The organism is Faecalibacterium sp. I4-3-84, from assembly GCF_023347255.1.
In the GTDB taxonomy this organism is placed as follows: domain Bacteria; phylum Bacillota; class Clostridia; order Oscillospirales; family Ruminococcaceae; genus Faecalibacterium; species Faecalibacterium taiwanense.
Genome location: NZ_CP094466.1, coordinates 2,144,340 through 2,162,211, shown reverse-complemented (window position 1 = coordinate 2,162,211; position 17,872 = coordinate 2,144,340). Strand labels below are relative to the sequence as shown.

General features: G+C 55.3%; 11 protein-coding genes and 3 rRNA genes. 1 reads left to right on the top strand and 13 read right to left on the bottom strand.

The genetic code is table 11. From position 1 onward, the window contains the following. Positions 1–6 precede the first annotated feature (6 nt). The gene (gene rlmB / locus MTP41_RS10570; RefSeq protein ID WP_374120520.1) at positions 7–939 is read right to left on the bottom strand and encodes a 23S rRNA (guanosine(2251)-2'-O)-methyltransferase RlmB; all 933 of its coding nucleotides are present in this window, start codon (positions 937–939) and stop codon (positions 7–9) included. Between the two features lie 723 nt (positions 940–1,662). On the opposite strand from rlmB, the gene fba reads away from it, so the two are divergent. Continuing rightward, the gene (fba, locus tag MTP41_RS10565) at positions 1,663–2,526 is read left to right on the top strand and encodes a class II fructose-1,6-bisphosphate aldolase (protein WP_005941384.1); all 864 of its coding nucleotides are present in this window, start codon (positions 1,663–1,665) and stop codon (positions 2,524–2,526) included. Positions 2,527–2,620: 94 nt separating this feature from the next. Here fba and MTP41_RS10560 read toward each other — a convergent pair whose 3' ends face one another. The 12 genes from MTP41_RS10560 to pyrE all read right to left on the bottom strand — a co-directional run bounded on the left by MTP41_RS10560 (position 2,621) and on the right by pyrE (position 17,797). Then, the gene (locus MTP41_RS10560) at positions 2,621–3,373 is read right to left on the bottom strand and encodes a DUF1287 domain-containing protein (RefSeq protein ID WP_442900298.1); all 753 of its coding nucleotides are present in this window, start codon (positions 3,371–3,373) and stop codon (positions 2,621–2,623) included. Between the two features lie 40 nt (positions 3,374–3,413). After that, positions 3,414–3,530: ribosomal RNA gene (rrf, locus tag MTP41_RS10555) — 5S ribosomal RNA — on the bottom strand. A 127-nt stretch (positions 3,531–3,657) separates the two neighbouring features. Beyond that, positions 3,658–6,492, bottom strand: a 23S ribosomal RNA gene (locus tag MTP41_RS10550). Between the two features lie 282 nt (positions 6,493–6,774). Further along, positions 6,775–8,285: ribosomal RNA gene (locus MTP41_RS10545) — 16S ribosomal RNA — on the bottom strand. Together the 16S, 23S and 5S rRNA genes form the textbook arrangement of a ribosomal RNA operon. 643 nt (positions 8,286–8,928) lie before the next feature. Further along, positions 8,929–9,825 carry a CPBP family intramembrane glutamic endopeptidase gene (locus tag MTP41_RS10540; RefSeq protein ID WP_249235488.1) on the bottom strand — a complete coding sequence of 299 codons (897 nt, stop codon included), beginning with the start codon at positions 9,823–9,825 and terminating at the stop codon, positions 8,929–8,931. Then, entirely contained in the window at positions 9,822–10,133 is a 312-nt protein-coding gene (locus MTP41_RS10535; protein ID WP_005944222.1) for a heavy metal-binding domain-containing protein, read from the bottom strand. The genes MTP41_RS10540 and MTP41_RS10535 overlap by 4 nt, the downstream gene beginning before the upstream one ends. After that, positions 10,114–10,767 carry a MerR family transcriptional regulator gene (locus MTP41_RS10530; protein ID WP_120020760.1) on the bottom strand — a complete coding sequence of 218 codons (654 nt, stop codon included), beginning with the start codon at positions 10,765–10,767 and terminating at the stop codon, positions 10,114–10,116. Before MTP41_RS10530 ends, MTP41_RS10535 begins: the two co-directional genes overlap by 20 nt. 216 nt (positions 10,768–10,983) lie before the next feature. Further along, positions 10,984–12,171: a DEAD/DEAH box helicase gene (locus MTP41_RS10525; protein ID WP_005944218.1), complete on the bottom strand. Its 1,188-nt coding sequence runs from the start codon at positions 12,169–12,171 to the stop codon at positions 10,984–10,986. Positions 12,172–12,297: 126 nt separating this feature from the next. Then, complete coding sequence (locus MTP41_RS10520; protein WP_118528605.1) at positions 12,298–12,600, bottom strand: HU family DNA-binding protein; 303 nt, start codon at positions 12,598–12,600, stop codon at positions 12,298–12,300. 219 nt (positions 12,601–12,819) lie between these two features. Continuing rightward, complete coding sequence (gene carB, locus MTP41_RS10515) at positions 12,820–16,071, bottom strand: carbamoyl-phosphate synthase large subunit (RefSeq protein ID WP_097777458.1); 3,252 nt, start codon at positions 16,069–16,071, stop codon at positions 12,820–12,822. A 1-nt stretch (position 16,072) separates the two neighbouring features. Further along, positions 16,073–17,182 carry a carbamoyl phosphate synthase small subunit gene (locus MTP41_RS10510; RefSeq protein WP_005944209.1) on the bottom strand — a complete coding sequence of 370 codons (1,110 nt, stop codon included), beginning with the start codon at positions 17,180–17,182 and terminating at the stop codon, positions 16,073–16,075. 21 nt (positions 17,183–17,203) lie between these two features. Further along, positions 17,204–17,797, bottom strand: coding sequence for an orotate phosphoribosyltransferase (gene pyrE / locus MTP41_RS10505; RefSeq protein ID WP_005944207.1), 594 nt, complete (start codon positions 17,795–17,797; stop codon positions 17,204–17,206). Positions 17,798–17,872: the final 75 nt, after the last annotated feature.

Here is a 17,872-nt window from a genome sequence, read left to right as displayed (position 1 = left end):
GCCGGATCATGCCTGCTGTGCTGCGCGTTGGGACTGGATCTCGTACAGAATAATGCCCGCAGCCACCGACACGTTGTAGCTGTCCACACCGGTGCCCGGTGCTGCCATATCCAGCCGCACCACGCCGTCGCACAGCTTTTTCACCAGCTGCGAAACACCGCTGCCCTCGCTGCCCAGCACCAGTGCAATGGGGCCGGTCAGGTTGTTCCTGCGCAGAGACACGCCGTCCATATCGGCGCAGTAGACGAACACACCCTGCTCCTTCAGGCGGCGGATGGTCTCGCCGATGTTGGCCACACGAGCCACCGGCAGGCGTTCTGCGGCACCTGCGCTGGACTTGATGACGGTAGGCGTGACCGATGCGCCGCCGCGCTTTGGAATCACGATGCCATGCGCACCGCACAGCAGAGCACTGCGCATCACGGCACCCAGATTGTGCGGGTCTTCAATGCCATCGCTCAGCACCAGAAAAGGTGCCTCGCCCTTGTCCTTGGCTGCTGCCATCAGGTCGTCTACCGTCACGTATTCGATCTCGCTGGCAAATGCCGCCACACCCTGATGGCTCTCGGTGCCGGTCATCAGGCGCAGCTTGTTGGGGTGCACCCGCTTCACCGTGGCACCCGCTTCCTTTGCCAATGCGGTATAGTAAGCCGCCACGGCCGGAGCCATGCCCTCAGCAATGAGCACGGTGTCCACGCCGGAACCGCTTTTCAGCAGTTCGGTCACCGGATTTTTGCCATAAACAAGGCTCTCGTTCTTCTGCAGCGGCTCTTCCGGGCTGCGGCGCGGACGGCGCGGCTGGTTCTTTTCTTCCATGATGATTTTCTCCTTCCGTTGTATCACCGGAAGGTGCTGTGCACACCCTCCAAAAGGCGCGCCGCACTCTGGGCCGCGCACCGGTATGATCTGAAGCTGATAACTCATTTTGAAGTATAGCATAAGCCGACCTTGTTTGCCAGCAAATTACCGTTTTTTATCCGCGTCTTGCAAAAGTTTTTCTGTTCGTGGTGCCGGAGACCGTTTCCGCTTTTTTGCAGAAATGTTCTGCCGCCCTGCATCAGCTTTACCCGGCCGCTGGGTAGATATCCCTCTGTTTTGCCGGAGAAAAAAGTTTTCCACAAAAACGCGGTATACAATCCGTAGAAGAGCGATTATTTTTCCACATGTTGAAAACCCTGTGGAGAAAGTTCAAAAGTCCAGCTTTAAAGCCTGTTTTGCCTGTGGAATTCCACACTTTCCACAAGGTTTTCCACTTTTTGGTTCGACCTTTTTTGATTTCCTGCGTACAATTTGTAGAATACAAGTCGGAAATATGACAATTTTTTGAACTGCATCCTGTCCGCTTTTGCCAAATTGCCCAATATCATTTTGACGAATGTGGATCTGTGTTGAAAATCCGTCCTTCATCACGCTTTCTGTCTTTCGGCCGCTTATTGCACATTATATGGAAATTTGTTGCATTCTATCGAATATACGCGCTTCTGGCAGTAACCCCCTGCACCCTGCCAGAAACAGAATCCCCGCATTGTTACAGGAAAAACACCGGTTTGGATTGATTTTGGCCGCTGTTTGGGGTATACTAATTCTGTAGGTTCGTTAAACCGTGCACAAAGCGGATATGAAACGAGCAAGACCCCAATGATTTTGTGGAGGTAATGAATAATGTTGGTAAATGCAACCGAAATGCTGATCAAAGCACGTGATGGCCACTACGGTGTGCCTCAGTTCAACATCAACAATCTGGAGTGGACCAAGTCCGTTCTGACCGCCTGCGAGGAAATGAAGAGCCCTGTGATTCTGGGTGTTTCCGAGGGTGCCGGCAAGTACATGACCGGTTTCAAGACCGTCGCTGCCATGGTCAGCGCAATGGTCGATTCCATGGGCATCACCGTTCCCGTTGCCCTGCATCTGGATCACGGCACCTATGAGGGCTGCAAGGCCTGCATCGAGGCCGGCTTCTCTTCCATCATGTTCGATGGCAGCCACTACTCCATCGAGGAGAATGTGGAAAAGACCAAGGAGCTGGTTGCTCTGGCACACGCTAAGGGCTTGAGCATCGAGGCCGAGGTCGGTTCCATCGGCGGTGTCGAGGACGGCGTCGTGGGTGCCGGCGAGATTGCAGACCCCGAAGAGTGCGCAAAGATCACTGCTCTGGGCATTGACTTCCTGGCTGCCGGCATCGGCAACATCCATGGTGTCTACCCGGCAAACTGGAAGGGTCTGGACTTCGAGGCTCTGGACCGCATCCACAAGGCCACCAATAACATTCCTCTGGTTCTGCACGGCGGCACCGGCATCCCCGACGAGATGATCGCAAAGGCAATCAGCCTGGGCGTTTCCAAGATCAACATCAACACCGAGTGCCAGCTGGTGTTTGCTGAGGCCACCCGCAAGTACATCGAAGAGGGCAAAGATCAGCAGGGTAAGGGCTTCGACCCCCGCAAGCTGCTGGCTCCCGGCGCAAAGGCCATCGAGGCCAAGTGCAAGGAGAAGATCGAGCTGTTCGGCTGCGCAGGCAAGGGCTAAGCGGAAGCTTGTATCGTAAGGGGAACTCCACCCAATAAAATATGCAGCCCCGTCACGTTGAATGCTCAACGCGGCGGGGCCGTTTTTTCTGCTTTTATTCAGAAATGCGGTAATGTCCGACGATGTCCGTTCGTTTTTCCAGAACGTCCTGCTCATAAGCCGTCTGCCATGGGTCATTGTGGTGAATGACATAGGGCACTCCGTTTTTATTTCGCCGGTCAGACACGATGCCAATATGTCTTTCAAAGATCACAATATCACCGCCCTGCCATTGTTCCGTTTCGGAAACATTGGTGGTCAGTTTGACCGTATTACGGGAGAAAAACACCTTCAGGTTTCGCACCCTGCGAAAGTCTATATTTTTATCCGGCGCTGTAATTCCATATTCTTCTGGATGTTCCCGAATGTCCGTGTCTACCAGAGCCTGCAGATCATACCCTGCATTTTTCAGAGCATATGCTACCACATCAGTACAGACTCCATAGCCGTCGTCTGGATAACCGGTCTCATAATAGCGGCTTTTGTATTTTGGATGTGTACTCACATATGCCAGTGCGCCGTTCAGGATGTCTGTCTGGTCGTCTACACCGTCACCGTCTGCGTCTGCTGTGCTGTGCAGCTGCGGGATCTGGCCAGAAAATCTATCCTTCGGTCGGACAGCAGACGTGTGCTGATAACGGCATAAAGTCAAAATGGTAAGAGCCGCCAGCAGAAACATCCCCACCGCCCTGACTGCAGATTTTCGCTCCACCTCATATTCCCCCTTTTGATAGACACGATCTCTCCGTGCCTTTTCGTGCACTGTACGCGCAATATGCAGCAAAAATTTCTGAAGCAGATCAAACAAGAAAAACGCCTCAGAATTTCTTCTGAAGCGTTTCTGTTCAAGTCGGCGACTACCTATTTTCACGCGCCGTTTCCAGCGAACTATCTTCGGCACAAGTGAGCTTAACTTCTGTGTTCGGAATGGGAACAGGTGGAACCTCACCGTCATCGACACCGACCGATCTGACTGGCCTAGTATAACATGTTTGTTGTACTTTGTCCAGTGTTTCTTAGAAGGACGTGCCTTCAAAACTGAATAATCACTGCTCACATTTTTTCGTTGACTCTCAGAGTCTCAAGCGAATTGTGGTCAAGCCCTCGACCTATTAGTACACGCTTGCTGAATGGATCGCTCCACTTACACATCGTGCCTATCAACCTTGTAGTCTTCAAGGGGTCTTACTTGTTTGAAACAATGGGATATCTTATCTTTGGGTCGGCTTCACGCTTAGATGCTTTCAGCGTTTATCCGATCCGTACATAGTTGCCCAGCTATGCTCTTGGCAGAACAACTGGTGCGCCAGAGGTACGTCCGCTCCGGTCCTCTCGTACTAGGAACAGCTCCCATCAAATATCCTGCGCCCACGACAGATAGGGACCGAACTGTCTCACGACGTTCTGAACCCAGCTCGCGTACCGCTTTAATTGGCGAACAGCCAAACCCTTGGGACCGAATACAGCCCCAGGATGCGATGAGCCGACATCGAGGTGCCAAACCTCCCCGTCGATGTGGACTCTTGGGGGAGATCAGCCTGTTATCCCCAGGGTAACTTTTATCCGTTGAGCGATGGCATTTCCACTCACATACCACCGGATCACTAACTCCAACTTTCGTTACTGCTCGACCCGTCAGTCTCGCAGTTAGGCTCGCTTCTGCGTTTGCACTCTTTTGCTTGATTTCCGTTCAAGCTGAGCGAACCTTTGAACGCCTCCGTTACTCTTTAGGAGGCGACCGCCCCAGTCAAACTGCCCACCTAACAATGTCCCCCGCCTTGATTCAAAGGCGCAGGTTAGAATTCCAATATCGCAAGGATGGTATCCCAACGGCCACTCCACAAACGCCAAAGCACCTGCTTCCTAGTGTCCCATCTATCCTGTGCATGCAACATCGAAACCCAATATTAGGCTACAGTAAAGCTCCATGGGGTCTTTCCGTCTTGTCGCGGGTAACCGGCATCTTCACCGGTACTACAATTTCGCCGGGCGGGCTGTTGAGACAGTGCCCAAATCATTACGCCTTTCATGCGGGTCAGAACTTACCTGACAAGGAATTTCGCTACCTTAGGACCGTTATAGTTACGGCCGCCGTTCACTGGGGCTTCGATTCAATGCTTGCACATCTCCTCTTAACCTTCCAGCACCGGGCAGGCGTCAGCTCGTATACGTCATCTTTCGATTTAGCACAAACCTGTGTTTTTGGTAAACAGTTGCTTGGGCCGATTCTCTGCGGCTGCATTGCTGCAGCACCCCTTCTCCCGAAGTTACGGGGTCAATTTGCCGAGTTCCTTAACAACCCTTCTCCCGTTGGCCTTAGAATCTTCTTCCTACCTACCTGTGTCGGTTTGCGGTACGGGCACCGCAGAAATACACACAGCTTTTCTCGCCATCTTCCATCCCGGACTTCGGTACTAACTTCCCTCGATCGCTACCGGAACCAACACCCGGCTCCGAGACTTCATATGTGTCCCTGTGTTTAACTCTTTTGGTGGTGACGGAATCTCTACCGTCTGTGCATCGGCTACGCCGTTAGGCCTCACCTTAGCTCCCGACTAACCTGGAGCGGACGAACCTTCCTCCAGAAACCTGAGGCTTTCGGCCATGCAGATTCTCACTGCATTCGCGCTACTCATTCCGGCATTCTCACTTCTATACACTCCACAGCCGCTTGCGCTACTGTTTCACCGCGTATACAACGCTCCCCTACCCAGCATGTAAACATGCTGCCTAAGCTTCGGTGTCAGGTTTAGCCCCGTTAAATTCTCCGCGCAAAGACGCTCGACCAGTGAGCTATTACGCACTCTTTGAATGAGTGGCTGCTTCTGAGCCAACATCCTGGTTGTCTGCGTATCTTCACATCGTTTTCCACTTAACCTGACTTTGGGACCTTAGCTGTAGATCTGGGCTGTTTCCCTTTTGACAATGACATTTATCTGACACTGTCTGACTCCCAAGCATCAATACTCTGGCATTCTGAGTTTGATAAGCTTCGCTAACCTCTCGGCCGCTAGGCTATTCAGTGCTTTACCTCCAGGTATCTAACTTGAGGCTAGTCCTAAAACTATTTCGGGGAGAACCAGCTATCTCCGGGTTCGATTGGAATTTCTCCGCTACCCACAGTTCATCCGCCGCCTTTTCAACGGAGGTCGGTTCGGTCCTCCATGGAATTTTACTTCCACTTCAACCTGACCATGGGTAGGTCACCCGGTTTCGGGCCCATTATATGCAACTTAACGCCCTTTTCAAACTCGCTTTCGCTTCGGCTCCAGACCTTAAGTCCTTAACCTTGCTGCATACAATCGCTCGCCGGACCGTTCTACAAAAAGTACCCTATCACGCATTGACGCGCTCTAGGTGCTTGTAGGCACAGGGTTTCAGGTTCTTTTTCACTCCCCTCCCGGGGTGCTTTTCACCTTTCCTTCACAGTACTATACGCTATCGGTCACTGGGTAGTATTTAGGGTTGGAGGGTGGTCCCCCCGTATTCCGACCAGGTTTCACGTGTCTGGCCGTACTCTGGAATTCGCTCGGCTCTTGTCGTTTTCACCTACGTGGTTCTCACACTCTCTGACCGGCCTTCCCATGCCGTTCGGTTAACAACTTAAGTCCTAAATGCGCTCCGTACCCCGAAAGTATTTCTACTCTCGGTTTGCCCTCTTCCGCGTTCGCTCGCCACTACTTACGGAATCTCGTTTGATGTCTCTTCCTCGCCCTACTTAGATGTTTCAGTTCAGGCGGTTCCCTCGATATACCTATTTTGAAGTTCAGTATAACGTACCTGAGTATGAACCCAGGTGAGTTTCCTCATTCAGAAATCTCCGGATCAATGCTTATTTGCAGCTCCCCGAAGCTTATCGCAGCTTATCACGTCTTTCATCGGCTCCCAGTGCCAAGGCATTCGCCCTGCGCCCTTGTTCGCTTGACCTTTCAAACGTTCTTTCAAGAACATTTGGTATCCTCTTGATTCTCTCTTGCCAACGAAGATTATTGTTACCCTTCCTTTTGAAATTGTAATATTTCTTAAAAAAGAACTTACTATAATCTTTGTTTCGCAGTTATTATTCAGTTTTCAAGGTACGTCTTTGAAGGTTCTTCCGAGCTTTCGCTCTTCAGGGCCCTCAAAATCGAACAATATCTACTCTTCTCGTTTGTTACCTGTCCAAGGACTGTCCATCTTTTGATGTCCTGTCCTTGCCTGACTCCTTAGAAAGGAGGTGATCCAGCCGCAGGTTCTCCTACGGCTACCTTGTTACGACTTCACCCCAATCACCAGTTTTACCTTCGGCGGCGTCCTCCTTGCGGTTAGACTACCGACTTCGGGTCCCCCCGGCTCTCATGGTGTGACGGGCGGTGTGTACAAGGCCCGGGAACGTATTCACCGTGGCATGCTGATCCACGATTACTAGCAATTCCGACTTCGTGCAGGCGAGTTGCAGCCTGCAGTCCGAACTGGGACGTTGTTTCTGAGTTTTGCTCCACCTCGCGGTCTTGCTTCTCTTTGTTTAACGCCATTGTAGTACGTGTGTAGCCCAAGTCATAAAGGGCATGATGATTTGACGTCATCCCCACCTTCCTCCGTTTTGTCAACGGCAGTCTGGCCAGAGTCCTCTTGCGTAGTAACTGACCATAAGGGTTGCGCTCGTTGCGGGACTTAACCCAACATCTCACGACACGAGCTGACGACAACCATGCACCACCTGTCTCCTTGCTCCGAAGAGAAATACTGTTTCCAGCATCGTCAAGGGATGTCAAGACTTGGTAAGGTTCTTCGCGTTGCGTCGAATTAAACCACATACTCCACTGCTTGTGCGGGCCCCCGTCAATTCCTTTGAGTTTCAACCTTGCGGTCGTACTCCCCAGGTGGATTACTTATTGTGTTAACTGCGGCACTGAAGGGGTCAATCCTCCAACACCTAGTAATCATCGTTTACGGTGTGGACTACCAGGGTATCTAATCCTGTTTGCTACCCACACTTTCGAGCCTCAGCGTCAGTTGGTGCCCAGTAGGCCGCCTTCGCCACTGGTGTTCCTCCCGATATCTACGCATTCCACCGCTACACCGGGAATTCCGCCTACCTCTGCACTACTCAAGAAAAACAGTTTTGAAAGCAGTTTATGGGTTGAGCCCATAGATTTCACTTCCAACTTGTCTTCCCGCCTGCGCTCCCTTTACACCCAGTAATTCCGGACAACGCTTGTGACCTACGTTTTACCGCGGCTGCTGGCACGTAGTTAGCCGTCACTTCCTTGTTGGGTACCGTCATTATCTTCCCCAACAACAGGAGTTTACAATCCGAAGACCTTCTTCCTCCACGCGGCGTCGCTGCATCAGGGTTTCCCCCATTGTGCAATATTCCCCACTGCTGCCTCCCGTAGGAGTCTGGGCCGTGTCTCAGTCCCAATGTGGCCGTTCAACCTCTCAGTCCGGCTACCGATCGTCGCCTTGGTGGGCCGTTACCTCACCAACTAGCTAATCGGACGCGAGGCCATCTCAAAGCGGATTGCTCCTTTTCCCTCTGGTCGATGCCGACCCGTGGGCTTATGCGGTATTAGCAGTCGTTTCCAACTGTTGTCCCCCTCTTTGAGGCAGGTTCCTCACGCGTTACTCACCCGTTCGCCACTCGCTCGAGAAAGCAAGCTCTCTCTCGCTCGTTCGACTTGCATGTGTTAGGCGCGCCGCCAGCGTTCGTCCTGAGCCAGGATCAAACTCTTTATAAATGATATTTATCACTTCTAAAGTGTTAAATCTTGTTCGCTCAGCACGCAATCGCTTGCGTCCTGTGTGAATTACTTTTGGAATTGTTTTTAGTGTTTTTCCAAACACTTAAAAGGTTCCTTACAAGTTTTTCGATATTGTTCAATTTTCAAGGTCCTGTAGCGCCTCAGCCTTGCGGTTGACGACCTGTTTATTTTACCACCGAAGTGGTTTTTTGTCAAGCCTTATTTTTTAGAAGCTTTTGAACTTTCTGAACTTGGACATCTAAGAAGTTTCTCAGAACAAACCGTGAGCTTGTCGGGGTGAATCCCCTCCATCTTGCTTTCGCAAGACCGCTCTGTTTGCTTGAACGCCCCACTGGGGCGATTCATTGCTTTCGCAACCGCAAAACTTTTCAGCGTCTATTGGTTCTTTTCAAAGGCTTCCTGCTGAGGCTTCGGAAGTCATTCTTTTGCCTCAGCGCTTGGCGCTCAAGTATAATACCACACCCCCCGCCTCCTTGTCAACACTTTTTGACAGATTTTTTCCATTCTTTTTTGCGTGCACCCCAAAATAGCAGCAGGCCGCAGGAAAAACTGCGCCGCAGCTGCATTGCAGCTGCGGCGGCAAAAGCGGAAGAGTCCTCTCCCGGAACTATTCAGGTTTTCAGGATCTTCGCAGGGTCAGCCAGACTGCAGCAGCCAGCATGGGCAGCATTCCGATCAGGCCAATGGGTGCCGGACCCAATACATTGTAATAGCTGTCTGCCGGGTTCGTCAAAACCACAAACAGCGCTGCCACCGCATTGAATGCGCCGTGTGCGATGGACGGAACCCAGATGCACCCGGTCTTTTCATAGAGCCAGTCCAGCAGGGTATTGAGCGCAAAGCAGACTATGCACCACACGAAAAGGCCCAGCACTGGCGCACCCAAGTAGTTGGTGCCGTATTCGTAGCCTACCAGCAGCATCAGCGGCCAGTGCCAGACACCCCAGATCACGCCGCCCAGCAGGCGGCCGTTGAGCAGGCCGAGCTGCTCCTTCAGGTGAGGCATCATATACCCGCGCCATCCGGCTTCCTCGCCCAAAGCTGCGAACATATTGATGACCGGTGCCAGCGTGACCGCCAGCAGACCGTTCTGGATCAGGTAACTGGTCGTGGTCACCCCCAGCTCGGTTTTCAGGGCTTCCGGTGTCCACTGCCTGCCATAGGCCGTGGCCAGCCAGCTGCCGGAGGTGTCCAGCCGGGACGGGAACACCGCAAAGTACAGCACCGCTGCCAGCACGGTGAATACCGCCGGGCCGAACCATGCTGCCAGCAGATACCTGCCGTTGCCTTTCAGGCGGGGCCGCCAGCTGATGCCGGTGGGCTGATGCAACCAGAACTTTTGCACCAGCAGCACGGACACCAGCGGGCAGAACATGCTCACCGCCAGCAGCAGCTGGTAGGCCCCGGCGTTGCCGTCCCGGAGAAGCAGCAGGCTGGCATAGACCTGCAGCAGCCACGCCATGCCGAAGGCGAACAGGAAGTACAGGCTGAAGCCCTGTTTTTCTTTTGCCGTCATACGAACTTCACCGCCGTTCCATAAGCAATGACCTCTGCTGCGCCCTGCATGACGCTGGCGGAAGCGTAGCGCATCCCTACAACTGCATCCGCTCCAAGGGCCTCTGCATCCTTGACCATGCGTCCTGTGGCGATCTGCCGGGCTTCGGTGAGCATATCCGCATAGTCGGTCACTTCACCGCCCACCAGCGTGCGGAACCCCGCCATCAGATCGTGGCCCAGATTGCGGCTCTGCACCGTGCTGCCGCGCACCACGCCCAGCGCTTCCAGCTTTTTGCCGGGCACTTCGTTAATAGTTACGATAAGCATCTTCTTCTCCCTTTCCGATCTCTTCAATGCGTTCCAGCAACACCTTCAGCGTGCCCACGATGCACCCCACCGGGATGCCGAACAATACGATGAGCAGCGGCAGCGGCGGCGCTTCCTGCGGGTCGCTGTAAAAGGCCCACGCCATCGTTGCGATCACAAAAGCCATCAGCGCCACAAAAAGGGCAGCGCCGATACAGGCACCGCGGATGCGCTCGCCTTTTCGGTCTGTGCGTTCAATGTTCACAAAGGTCACTCCCTGTTCCTCCCGTGCAGCAAGGCGCGCAAGCGTCTGCTCCACATCCAGTTCTTCCAGACTGCCGGAGTCCTTTTGGAGCAGCTTGCAAAAGCCGATGGCTTCGTCCAGATCCTTGCGGCGGGTGCTCAGACGTTCCAGCTGCTGGGCCATTCCCTCGGCCAGCGTCTTCTGCCCTTCCAGCATTTCCCGGATCTCGGCCAGCGGCACATCCAGCTTGCGCAGCAGCTTGATGCGGCGCAGGCGTTCCACGTCCGCCTGCGAGTAGCTGCGGTAGCCGTTGCCCGGCTCGCGGCTGGGGGTAATGAGCCCCTCCTCCTCGTAAAAGCGGATATTCTTTTTGGTCACGCCCACAGCGGCTTCCACTTCGTTGATCTTCATGGCTCCGGTGCCTCCTTACGTGCCTATGTTACACCTTCCAGAAAGGGGAAGGTCAATAGATTTTAATAAAAAAGTGAGACTCCCCCAGTCTGCTTCGCAGACAGCCCCCTCGGAGATGGGGCCTTTGGCAAAACATAAAACTTTGCCGCACTGCCAAAGGCTCCCTCCTTGAGGGAGCTGGCGAGCGAATGCGAGACTGAAGGAGTTCTTATTTTATCAGAAGTAGCACTTGATCTGGAACCGGTCGGCGCTGTCCTGCTTTTTCTCCACCACGATGTGCTCATGGTTGAAGTCGAAGTGCACCGGGGTGCACAGGTCGGTATTGCGGGTCAAGCGCAGCAGTTCCTGCACCCGCTTTTTCTCCTCCGGCACATAGAACAGGTAGCTCACGCCCTCCTTTTTGGCACGGCCGGTGCGGCCGATGCGGTGGGTGTAATGTTCGTTCTCACTGGGCACATCGTAGTTGATCACGGCATCCACATCCGAAACATCGATGCCGCGGGCGGCAACGTCAGTGGCTACCAGAATAGCCAGCTTGCCGTCCCGGAAGTTCTGCATGATCTGGTTGCGCTCCTTCTGGGAGAGGTCGCCGTGGAGGCAGTCCACCGAGAAGCCCAGTCGTGCCAGCTGATTGGCCAGAGTGGCAGTGTTGAACTTGGTATCGCAGAACACCATCACACGCTTGTAGTTCTCACCAATGATGATCTGCGCAAGGTCGGAAAGCTTGTTGCGGCCGGAGGTCTCCAGCATATACTGGGTGATCTTGGGCTGGCTTTCTTCCTTGGGCTGGACGGTGATCTCCTCGGCGTTGTGCTGGTACAGCCAGCCGATGTCCATTACCTCGCGGCTGATGGTGGCCGAGAACATGGAAAGGGACTTGCGGGCCTTCATCATTTCAATGATATGCCGCACATCCTTATAGAAGCCCATGTTCAGCATTTCGTCGGCCTCGTCCAGCACGATCTGGGTCACATGGGAGATATCAATGGAATGGTGCTTGTAGTGGTCCATCAGACGGCCCGGCGTTGCCACCACGATCTGGCAGCCCTCGGCAAGGCGCTTTGCCTGCTTTTCCATGTTGGCACCGCCGTACACGCAGGCCACCTGCACTTCGGGCATAAAATAGGTCAGTTCTTCCAGCTCCTGCGCGATCTGCTGGGCCAGCTCCCGGGTGGGGGCCATGATCACGGCCTGCGGGTACTTGTTTTCCGGTAAGATATGCTCCGCCACCGGGATGCCGAAGGCACAGGTCTTGCCGGTGCCGGTGGGGGCTTTTGCGATCACGTCATAGCCCGCCATCATGACGGGGATGGTCTTTTCCTGAATTTCGGTCATTTCGGCAAAGCCCATGCGCTCCACGGCCTTGTGGATGGCATCGCTGCACTGCAACTCACTGTAAAGCATCTGATTCTCCGTTCCTTTGTCGTTTTATATTCTGAACCCAGTATAGCATGAAATGCCGCACTTGTCAGCAGAGAAACAAAAAGAACCGCACCCGGGGTCACGGGTACGGTCCTCAATGCACAAAGATCAGGCGGTCTCTTCCACGCTCTTCTTGCCTGCTTCCAGCTTCTGCTTGAAGCGGCCGCTGGCCTTGAAGCCGGGGATGGAGGTGGACTCCAGACGGCTGGAAACCTTGGTCTTGGGGTTGGTGTAGGCCTTGGGCTTGCGGGGACGCATCTCAAAACGGCCAAAGCCTGCGATGGTCACCTTCTCGTCTGCGCGCAGGCAGTCGGCGATCTGGTCAAACATTGCATCCATCGTGGTCTCGACCTGTGCTTCGGTGAAGCCGGTCTTGCGTGCCACAGTCTCGATCATCTGGGAACGGGTCATGTATCTATATCCTCCTGGAGTGTCCAAAAGTAACGTCTTTTGGCAAATTTTGCGTTGTTGAGTATAACATAATTCACACACTGTTTGCGACAGATTGCGCACAAAACGTCATTTATTGCGCACGAACTTATGTAATCTCTATCCGTCCTTCACAAATACAGCGCCCGCTGTTTTGGCGGGCGCTGCAAAAAAGCATTTTACGGGTAATTCGTGAGGTAATTATTTGCGGTGATACAGGGTGGCAATATCCACCAGCGGGATATTTTCCAGACTGTGATCACTGCGCAGGCAGTTCACCAGAGCGTTGGCGGTATCCACTGCGGTGATGCAGGGGATGCTCAGCTCCACAGCCTTGCGGCGCAGGCGGACGGAGTCGCGCTTGGGGTCACGGCCCTTAGCGCTGGTAGAGAACACATAATCCACCAGACCGCTCTGCAGCAGGTCCACGATGTTGGGCGACTCGCCGGACATATTGCGCACTTCGTTGCAGGGCACCATGTGCTTGTTGAGCCATGCGCAGGTGCCGGAGGTACCGTACAGCTTGTAGCCCATGCTCTTGAGCTTCCATGCGATATCCACGAACTCCGGCTTGTCGCTGTCCTTCACGGTGAAGATGCAGCAGCTTGCAGGGCCGGGGGTCTTGAAGGTGTAGCCCGCGCCGATGAGGCCCTTGAGCAGGGCATCGTGGTAGTTGGGGGCAATGCCCAGCACTTCGCCGGTGGACTTCATCTCGGGGCCGAACTGGGTATCCACACCGTGCAGCTTTTCAAAGCTGAACACAGGCACCTTGACGGCCACATAAGGTGCGTTGGGGTGCAGGCCGGTGCCGTAGCCCATATCTGCCAGCTTTTCGCCCAGACAGCAGCGCACTGCCAGATCTACCATGGGCACGCCGGTGACCTTGGAGATATACGGCACGGTACGGGAGGAACGGGGGTTCACCTCAATGACGTACACCTTGCCGTTGGAAACTGCGTACTGCACGTTCACCAGACCGTTGACATGCAGCTCGCGGGCAAAGCGGCCGGTGTAATCCACCATGGTGTCGATCTCAGCCTGAGTCAGGTGCTGTGCCGGGTAGACACAGATGGAGTCGCCGGAGTGCACGCCGGTGCGCTCCACCTGCTCCATAATGCCGGGGATCAGGAAGTTTTCGCCGTCGCAGATGGCATCCACTTCGCACTCGGTGCCCAGAATATACTTATCCAGCAGCACAGGGTGATCCATGTCCACATGCTCGGTGATAACGCCCATGTACTCGATCACGTCCGCCTTGGTGTAGGCCACGATCATGTTCTGACCGCCCAGCACGTAGGAGGGACGCATCAGCACCGGCAGGCCGATCTCGTCGGCGGCAGCCAGAGCCTCGTCCAGATTAAAGACAGTGCGGCCCGGTGCGCGGGGGATCCTGCAGCGCTCCAGCAGCTCGTCGAAGCGCTCACGATCCTCTGCTTCATCGATGGCATCTGCCGGGGTGCCCAGAATGGGCAGGCCGATCTCGTCCATGTGCTTTGCCAGCTTGATGGCGGTCTGGCCGCCGAACTGCACCACGCAGGCATCCGGCTTCTCGGTGGCAATGATGTTGTCCACGCTCTCCGGGTTCAGCGGGTCAAAGTACAGACGGTCGCCGGTGTCAAAGTCGGTGGAGACGGTCTCGGGGTTGTTGTTGACCAGGATGGCTTCGCAGCCGTGCTTCTTCAGGGTCCACACACAGTGCACCGAGCAGTAGTCGAACTCGATGCCCTGACCGATGCGGATGGGGCCGGAACCAAAGACCAGAACCTTCTTTTTCTTGGGCTCGCCCTTGGCAGATGCTTCGGCTTCCTTCTCGGCAATGAACTCAGCGGCTTCGTTGTCGCCGTCGTAGGTAGAGTAGAAGTAAGGGGTGTTGGCCGAGAACTCGGCAGCGCAGGTATCCACCATCTTGAAGCCGGCGCGGTAGTTCTCCACAGGCAGGGTGTCTACCTGTGCCAGACGCTTGATGGTCTTATCCTGGAAGCCGTACTTCTTGGCAGTCTTGTACTGCTCTTCGGTCAGCACGCCGTTGCACTTGGCAAGGCCATTCTCAAGGTTTGCCAGATGCTGCATCTTGTCCAGGAACCACCAGTCGATCTTGGTGATGCGGTAGATGGTCTGGTGGTCGATGCCGCGCTTGAGGGCCTCGTACACGCAGAACACGCGCTCCGCGTCCTGAACATGCATGTGAGCCACGATCTCGTCATCGGTCAGCTCTTCAAAGGGCTTGTGGGTCAGGGTGTCCATACCCAGCTCGATGGAGGAGACCGCCTTCATCATGGCAGCCTCAAAGCTATTGCCAATGCTCATCACCTCGCCGGTGGCCATCATCTGGGTGCCCAGAGACTTGTCGGCGTAGACGAACTTATCAAAGGGCCACTTCGGGTACTTGACCACGATGTAGTCCAGCGCAGGCTCAAAGCAGGCGCAGGTCTTGCCGGTGACGTCGTTGGTGATCTCGTCCAGCGTGTAGCCGATGGCGATCTTGGTGGCCACCTTGGCAATGGGGTAGCCGGTGGCCTTGGAAGCCAGTGCGGAAGAGCGGGACACACGGGGGTTGACCTCGATGACCGCATAGTCAAAGCTGTCCGGTTTCAGGGCGAACTGGCAGTTGCAGCCGCCTTCAATGCCCAGCTCAGTGATGATATCCAGTGCGGCGGTACGCAGCATCTGGTATTCGTGGTCGGTCAGGGTCTGGGAGGGAGCCACGACCACCGAGTCGCCGGTGTGGATGCCCACAGGATCCAGGTTCTCCATGTTACACACGGTGATCACGTTGCCCTTGTGGTCGCGCATGACCTCATACTCGATCTCTTTCCAGCCGGCGATGCACTTTTCCACAAGAATCTGATGGATGGGGGAAAGGCGCAGGCCGTTGGTGCCGATCTCGATGAGCTTTGCCTTGTTCTCGCAGATGCCGCCGCCGGTGCCGCCCATGGTGAAGGCCGGGCGCACGATGACCGGGTAGCCGATGCGGTCGGCACAGGCCAGTGCGTCCTGCAGCGTTTCCACCACCTCAGAGGGGATGATGGGCTGGTGCAGCTTTTCCATCGTCTCCTTGAACAGCTCGCGGTCCTCGGCACGGTCGATGGTCTCGGGCTTGCAGGCCAGCAGACGGATGCCGGTGCGGTCCAGATAGCCGGAGCGGGCCAGCTCCATGGACAGATTCAGGCCCATCTGACCGCCGAGGTTCGGCAGCACGGAGTCCGGCTTTTCAATGTCCAGAATGCGCTCCACGACTTCCAGCGTCATGGGCTCGATGTAAACATGGTCAGCCACATCCGGGTCGGTCATGATGGTTGCGGGGTTGGAGTTCAGCAGAACGGTCTCGATGCCCTCTGCCTTCAGGGCGCGGCAGGCCTGCGTGCCGGAGTAGTCGAACTCCGCAGCCTGACCAATGATGATGGGGCCGGAGCCAATGACCAGCACCTTCTTGATTCTAGGGTCCTTCGGCATTTCAGCGTGCCTCCTTTTTTGCTGCTTTGACGTTGTTCAGGAAGCGGTCGAACAGAAACTCGGTATCCTTGGGGCCGCCGTTTGCTTCCGGGTGGAACTGCACGGTGAAGCAGTTCCACTTCTTGTACTTGATGCCCTCACAGGTGCCGTCGTTGGCGTTCACCTGTGCCACCTCGCCCATCTCGGCGGGCAGCTCGTCGCCCACCACAGCGTAGCCGTGGTTCTGGCTGGTGATGAAGGTGCGGCCGGACTCAAAGTCGGTCACGGGCTGGTTGGCACCGCGGTGGCCGTATTTGAGCTTCATGGTCTTGGCACCGGCTGCCAGAGCACTCAGCTGGTGGCCCAGACAGATGCCGAAGGTGGGGATGTTCAGCTCAAAGATGTGCTTGAGGTTCTCGATGACCTCCACGGGTTCCGCCGGGTCGCCGGGACCATTGGACAGCATGATGCCGTCCGGAGCAAGGGCCTTGATTTCCTCTGCCGTTGCAAAGGCGGGCATGACCGTCACCTTGCAGCCGCGCTTGACAAGGCAGCGCACGATGTTGCGCTTGCAGCCGTAGTGCATCAGCACGATATGGGTCTCGCCCTGCGGGTTGAACACCTCGGGCTTTTCACAGGTAACATTCTTCACCGCATCGGTGACGGCGTAGGCGCGGATCTGAGCCAGCAGAGCCTCGGTCTCGGCCTTGTTGGCCGGGTCGGCGGGATCGAAGGTGGTCAGGATGGCACCGTTCATCACGCCGCTCTCGCGGATGATGCGGGTCAGGTGGCGGGTGTCGATGCCCTCAATGCCGATGGTGTTGTTCTTTTTCAAAAAGCTGTCCAGCGTTTCCTCGCAGCGCCAGTTGGAGGGGGTGGTGCAGGCCTCGCGCACGATGTAGCCCTTTGCCCAGATGCGGTCGGACTCCATGTCGTCCTTATTCATGCCGTAGTTGCCGATAAGGGGGTAGGTCTGGGTGATGATCTGGCCATAGTAGCTGGGGTCGGTCAGGGTCTCCTGAAAGCCCACCATGCCGGTGGCAAAGACCACCTCGCCCACGGTGACACCCTCGGCACCCACCGACTGGCCGGCAAAGACCATGCCATTTGCCAAAAGAAGATATGCGTTCATAGTTTTCCTCGTTTCAACACATTACAGGGTCTGCTTTGCTTCCTGCTTCATCTTGCGGCTGCCCAGATGCACCAGCGGCAGCTTGCCCTCCTTGCAGATGGGGCACTCTTCCGGTGCGTAGTTGGGCAGATCCAGCTTGAGGGCGCTTGCCACGATGGGAATGGGAGACGGAGCCTCGGGCTTGGTGCGGTCCACCACGCAGGTGATGCCCACGCAGATGCCGCCGTTCTCTTCGATCACGCGCTTGGTCTCCAGAGAGGAGATGCCGGTGGTGACCACGTCCTCAGCGATGAGGCACTTCTCACCCGGGTGGATGGCGAAGCGCTTCAGGGTCATCACATTATCCACGCGCTCGGTAAAGATGGCGCGCTTGCCGGTCTGGCGGGCCAGCTCGTAGGCGTACACGATGCCGCCCATGGCCGGGCCGACGATCACATCCACGTCCATTTCCTTGACCTTATCTGCCACGGTCTTCATCACCTCGGCGCAGCGGTCGGGGTACTGCTGCAGGTAGGCCATCTGGCAGTATGCGCTGGAATGGCGGCCGGAGGACAGCAGGAAGTGGCCTTCCAGGAACGCGTCACAGCTCTTCAGGATCTCAAGTGCTTCACTCATTGTACTTCTCCCTCTCTTTTATAAAAATGTCTTTTGAACGGTATTGTACCACGCTTTTGCGTGATTTGCAAATTT

Excerpts from the sequence above, each read along its gene's own strand:
- MTP41_RS10535 (WP_005944222.1), bottom strand. The coding sequence starts at position 10,133 with ATGCTTATCGTAACTATTAACGAAGTGCCCGGCAAAAAGCTGGAAGCG.
- fba (WP_005941384.1), top strand. The coding sequence starts at position 1,663 with ATGTTGGTAAATGCAACCGAAATGCTGATCAAAGCACGTGATGGCCAC.
- MTP41_RS10520 (WP_118528605.1), bottom strand. The coding sequence starts at position 12,600 with ATGACCCGTTCCCAGATGATCGAGACTGTGGCACGCAAGACCGGCTTC.
- MTP41_RS10540 (WP_249235488.1), bottom strand. The coding sequence starts at position 9,825 with ATGACGGCAAAAGAAAAACAGGGCTTCAGCCTGTACTTCCTGTTCGCC.
- rlmB (WP_374120520.1), bottom strand. The coding sequence starts at position 939 with ATGCTATACTTCAAAATGAGTTATCAGCTTCAGATCATACCGGTGCGC.
- carB (WP_097777458.1), bottom strand. The coding sequence starts at position 16,071 with ATGCCGAAGGACCCTAGAATCAAGAAGGTGCTGGTCATTGGCTCCGGC.
- pyrE (WP_005944207.1), bottom strand. The coding sequence starts at position 17,797 with ATGAGTGAAGCACTTGAGATCCTGAAGAGCTGTGACGCGTTCCTGGAA.
- MTP41_RS10530 (WP_120020760.1), bottom strand. The coding sequence starts at position 10,767 with ATGAAGATCAACGAAGTGGAAGCCGCTGTGGGCGTGACCAAAAAGAAT.
- MTP41_RS10525 (WP_005944218.1), bottom strand. The coding sequence starts at position 12,171 with ATGCTTTACAGTGAGTTGCAGTGCAGCGATGCCATCCACAAGGCCGTG.
- MTP41_RS10510 (WP_005944209.1), bottom strand. The coding sequence starts at position 17,182 with ATGAACGCATATCTTCTTTTGGCAAATGGCATGGTCTTTGCCGGCCAG.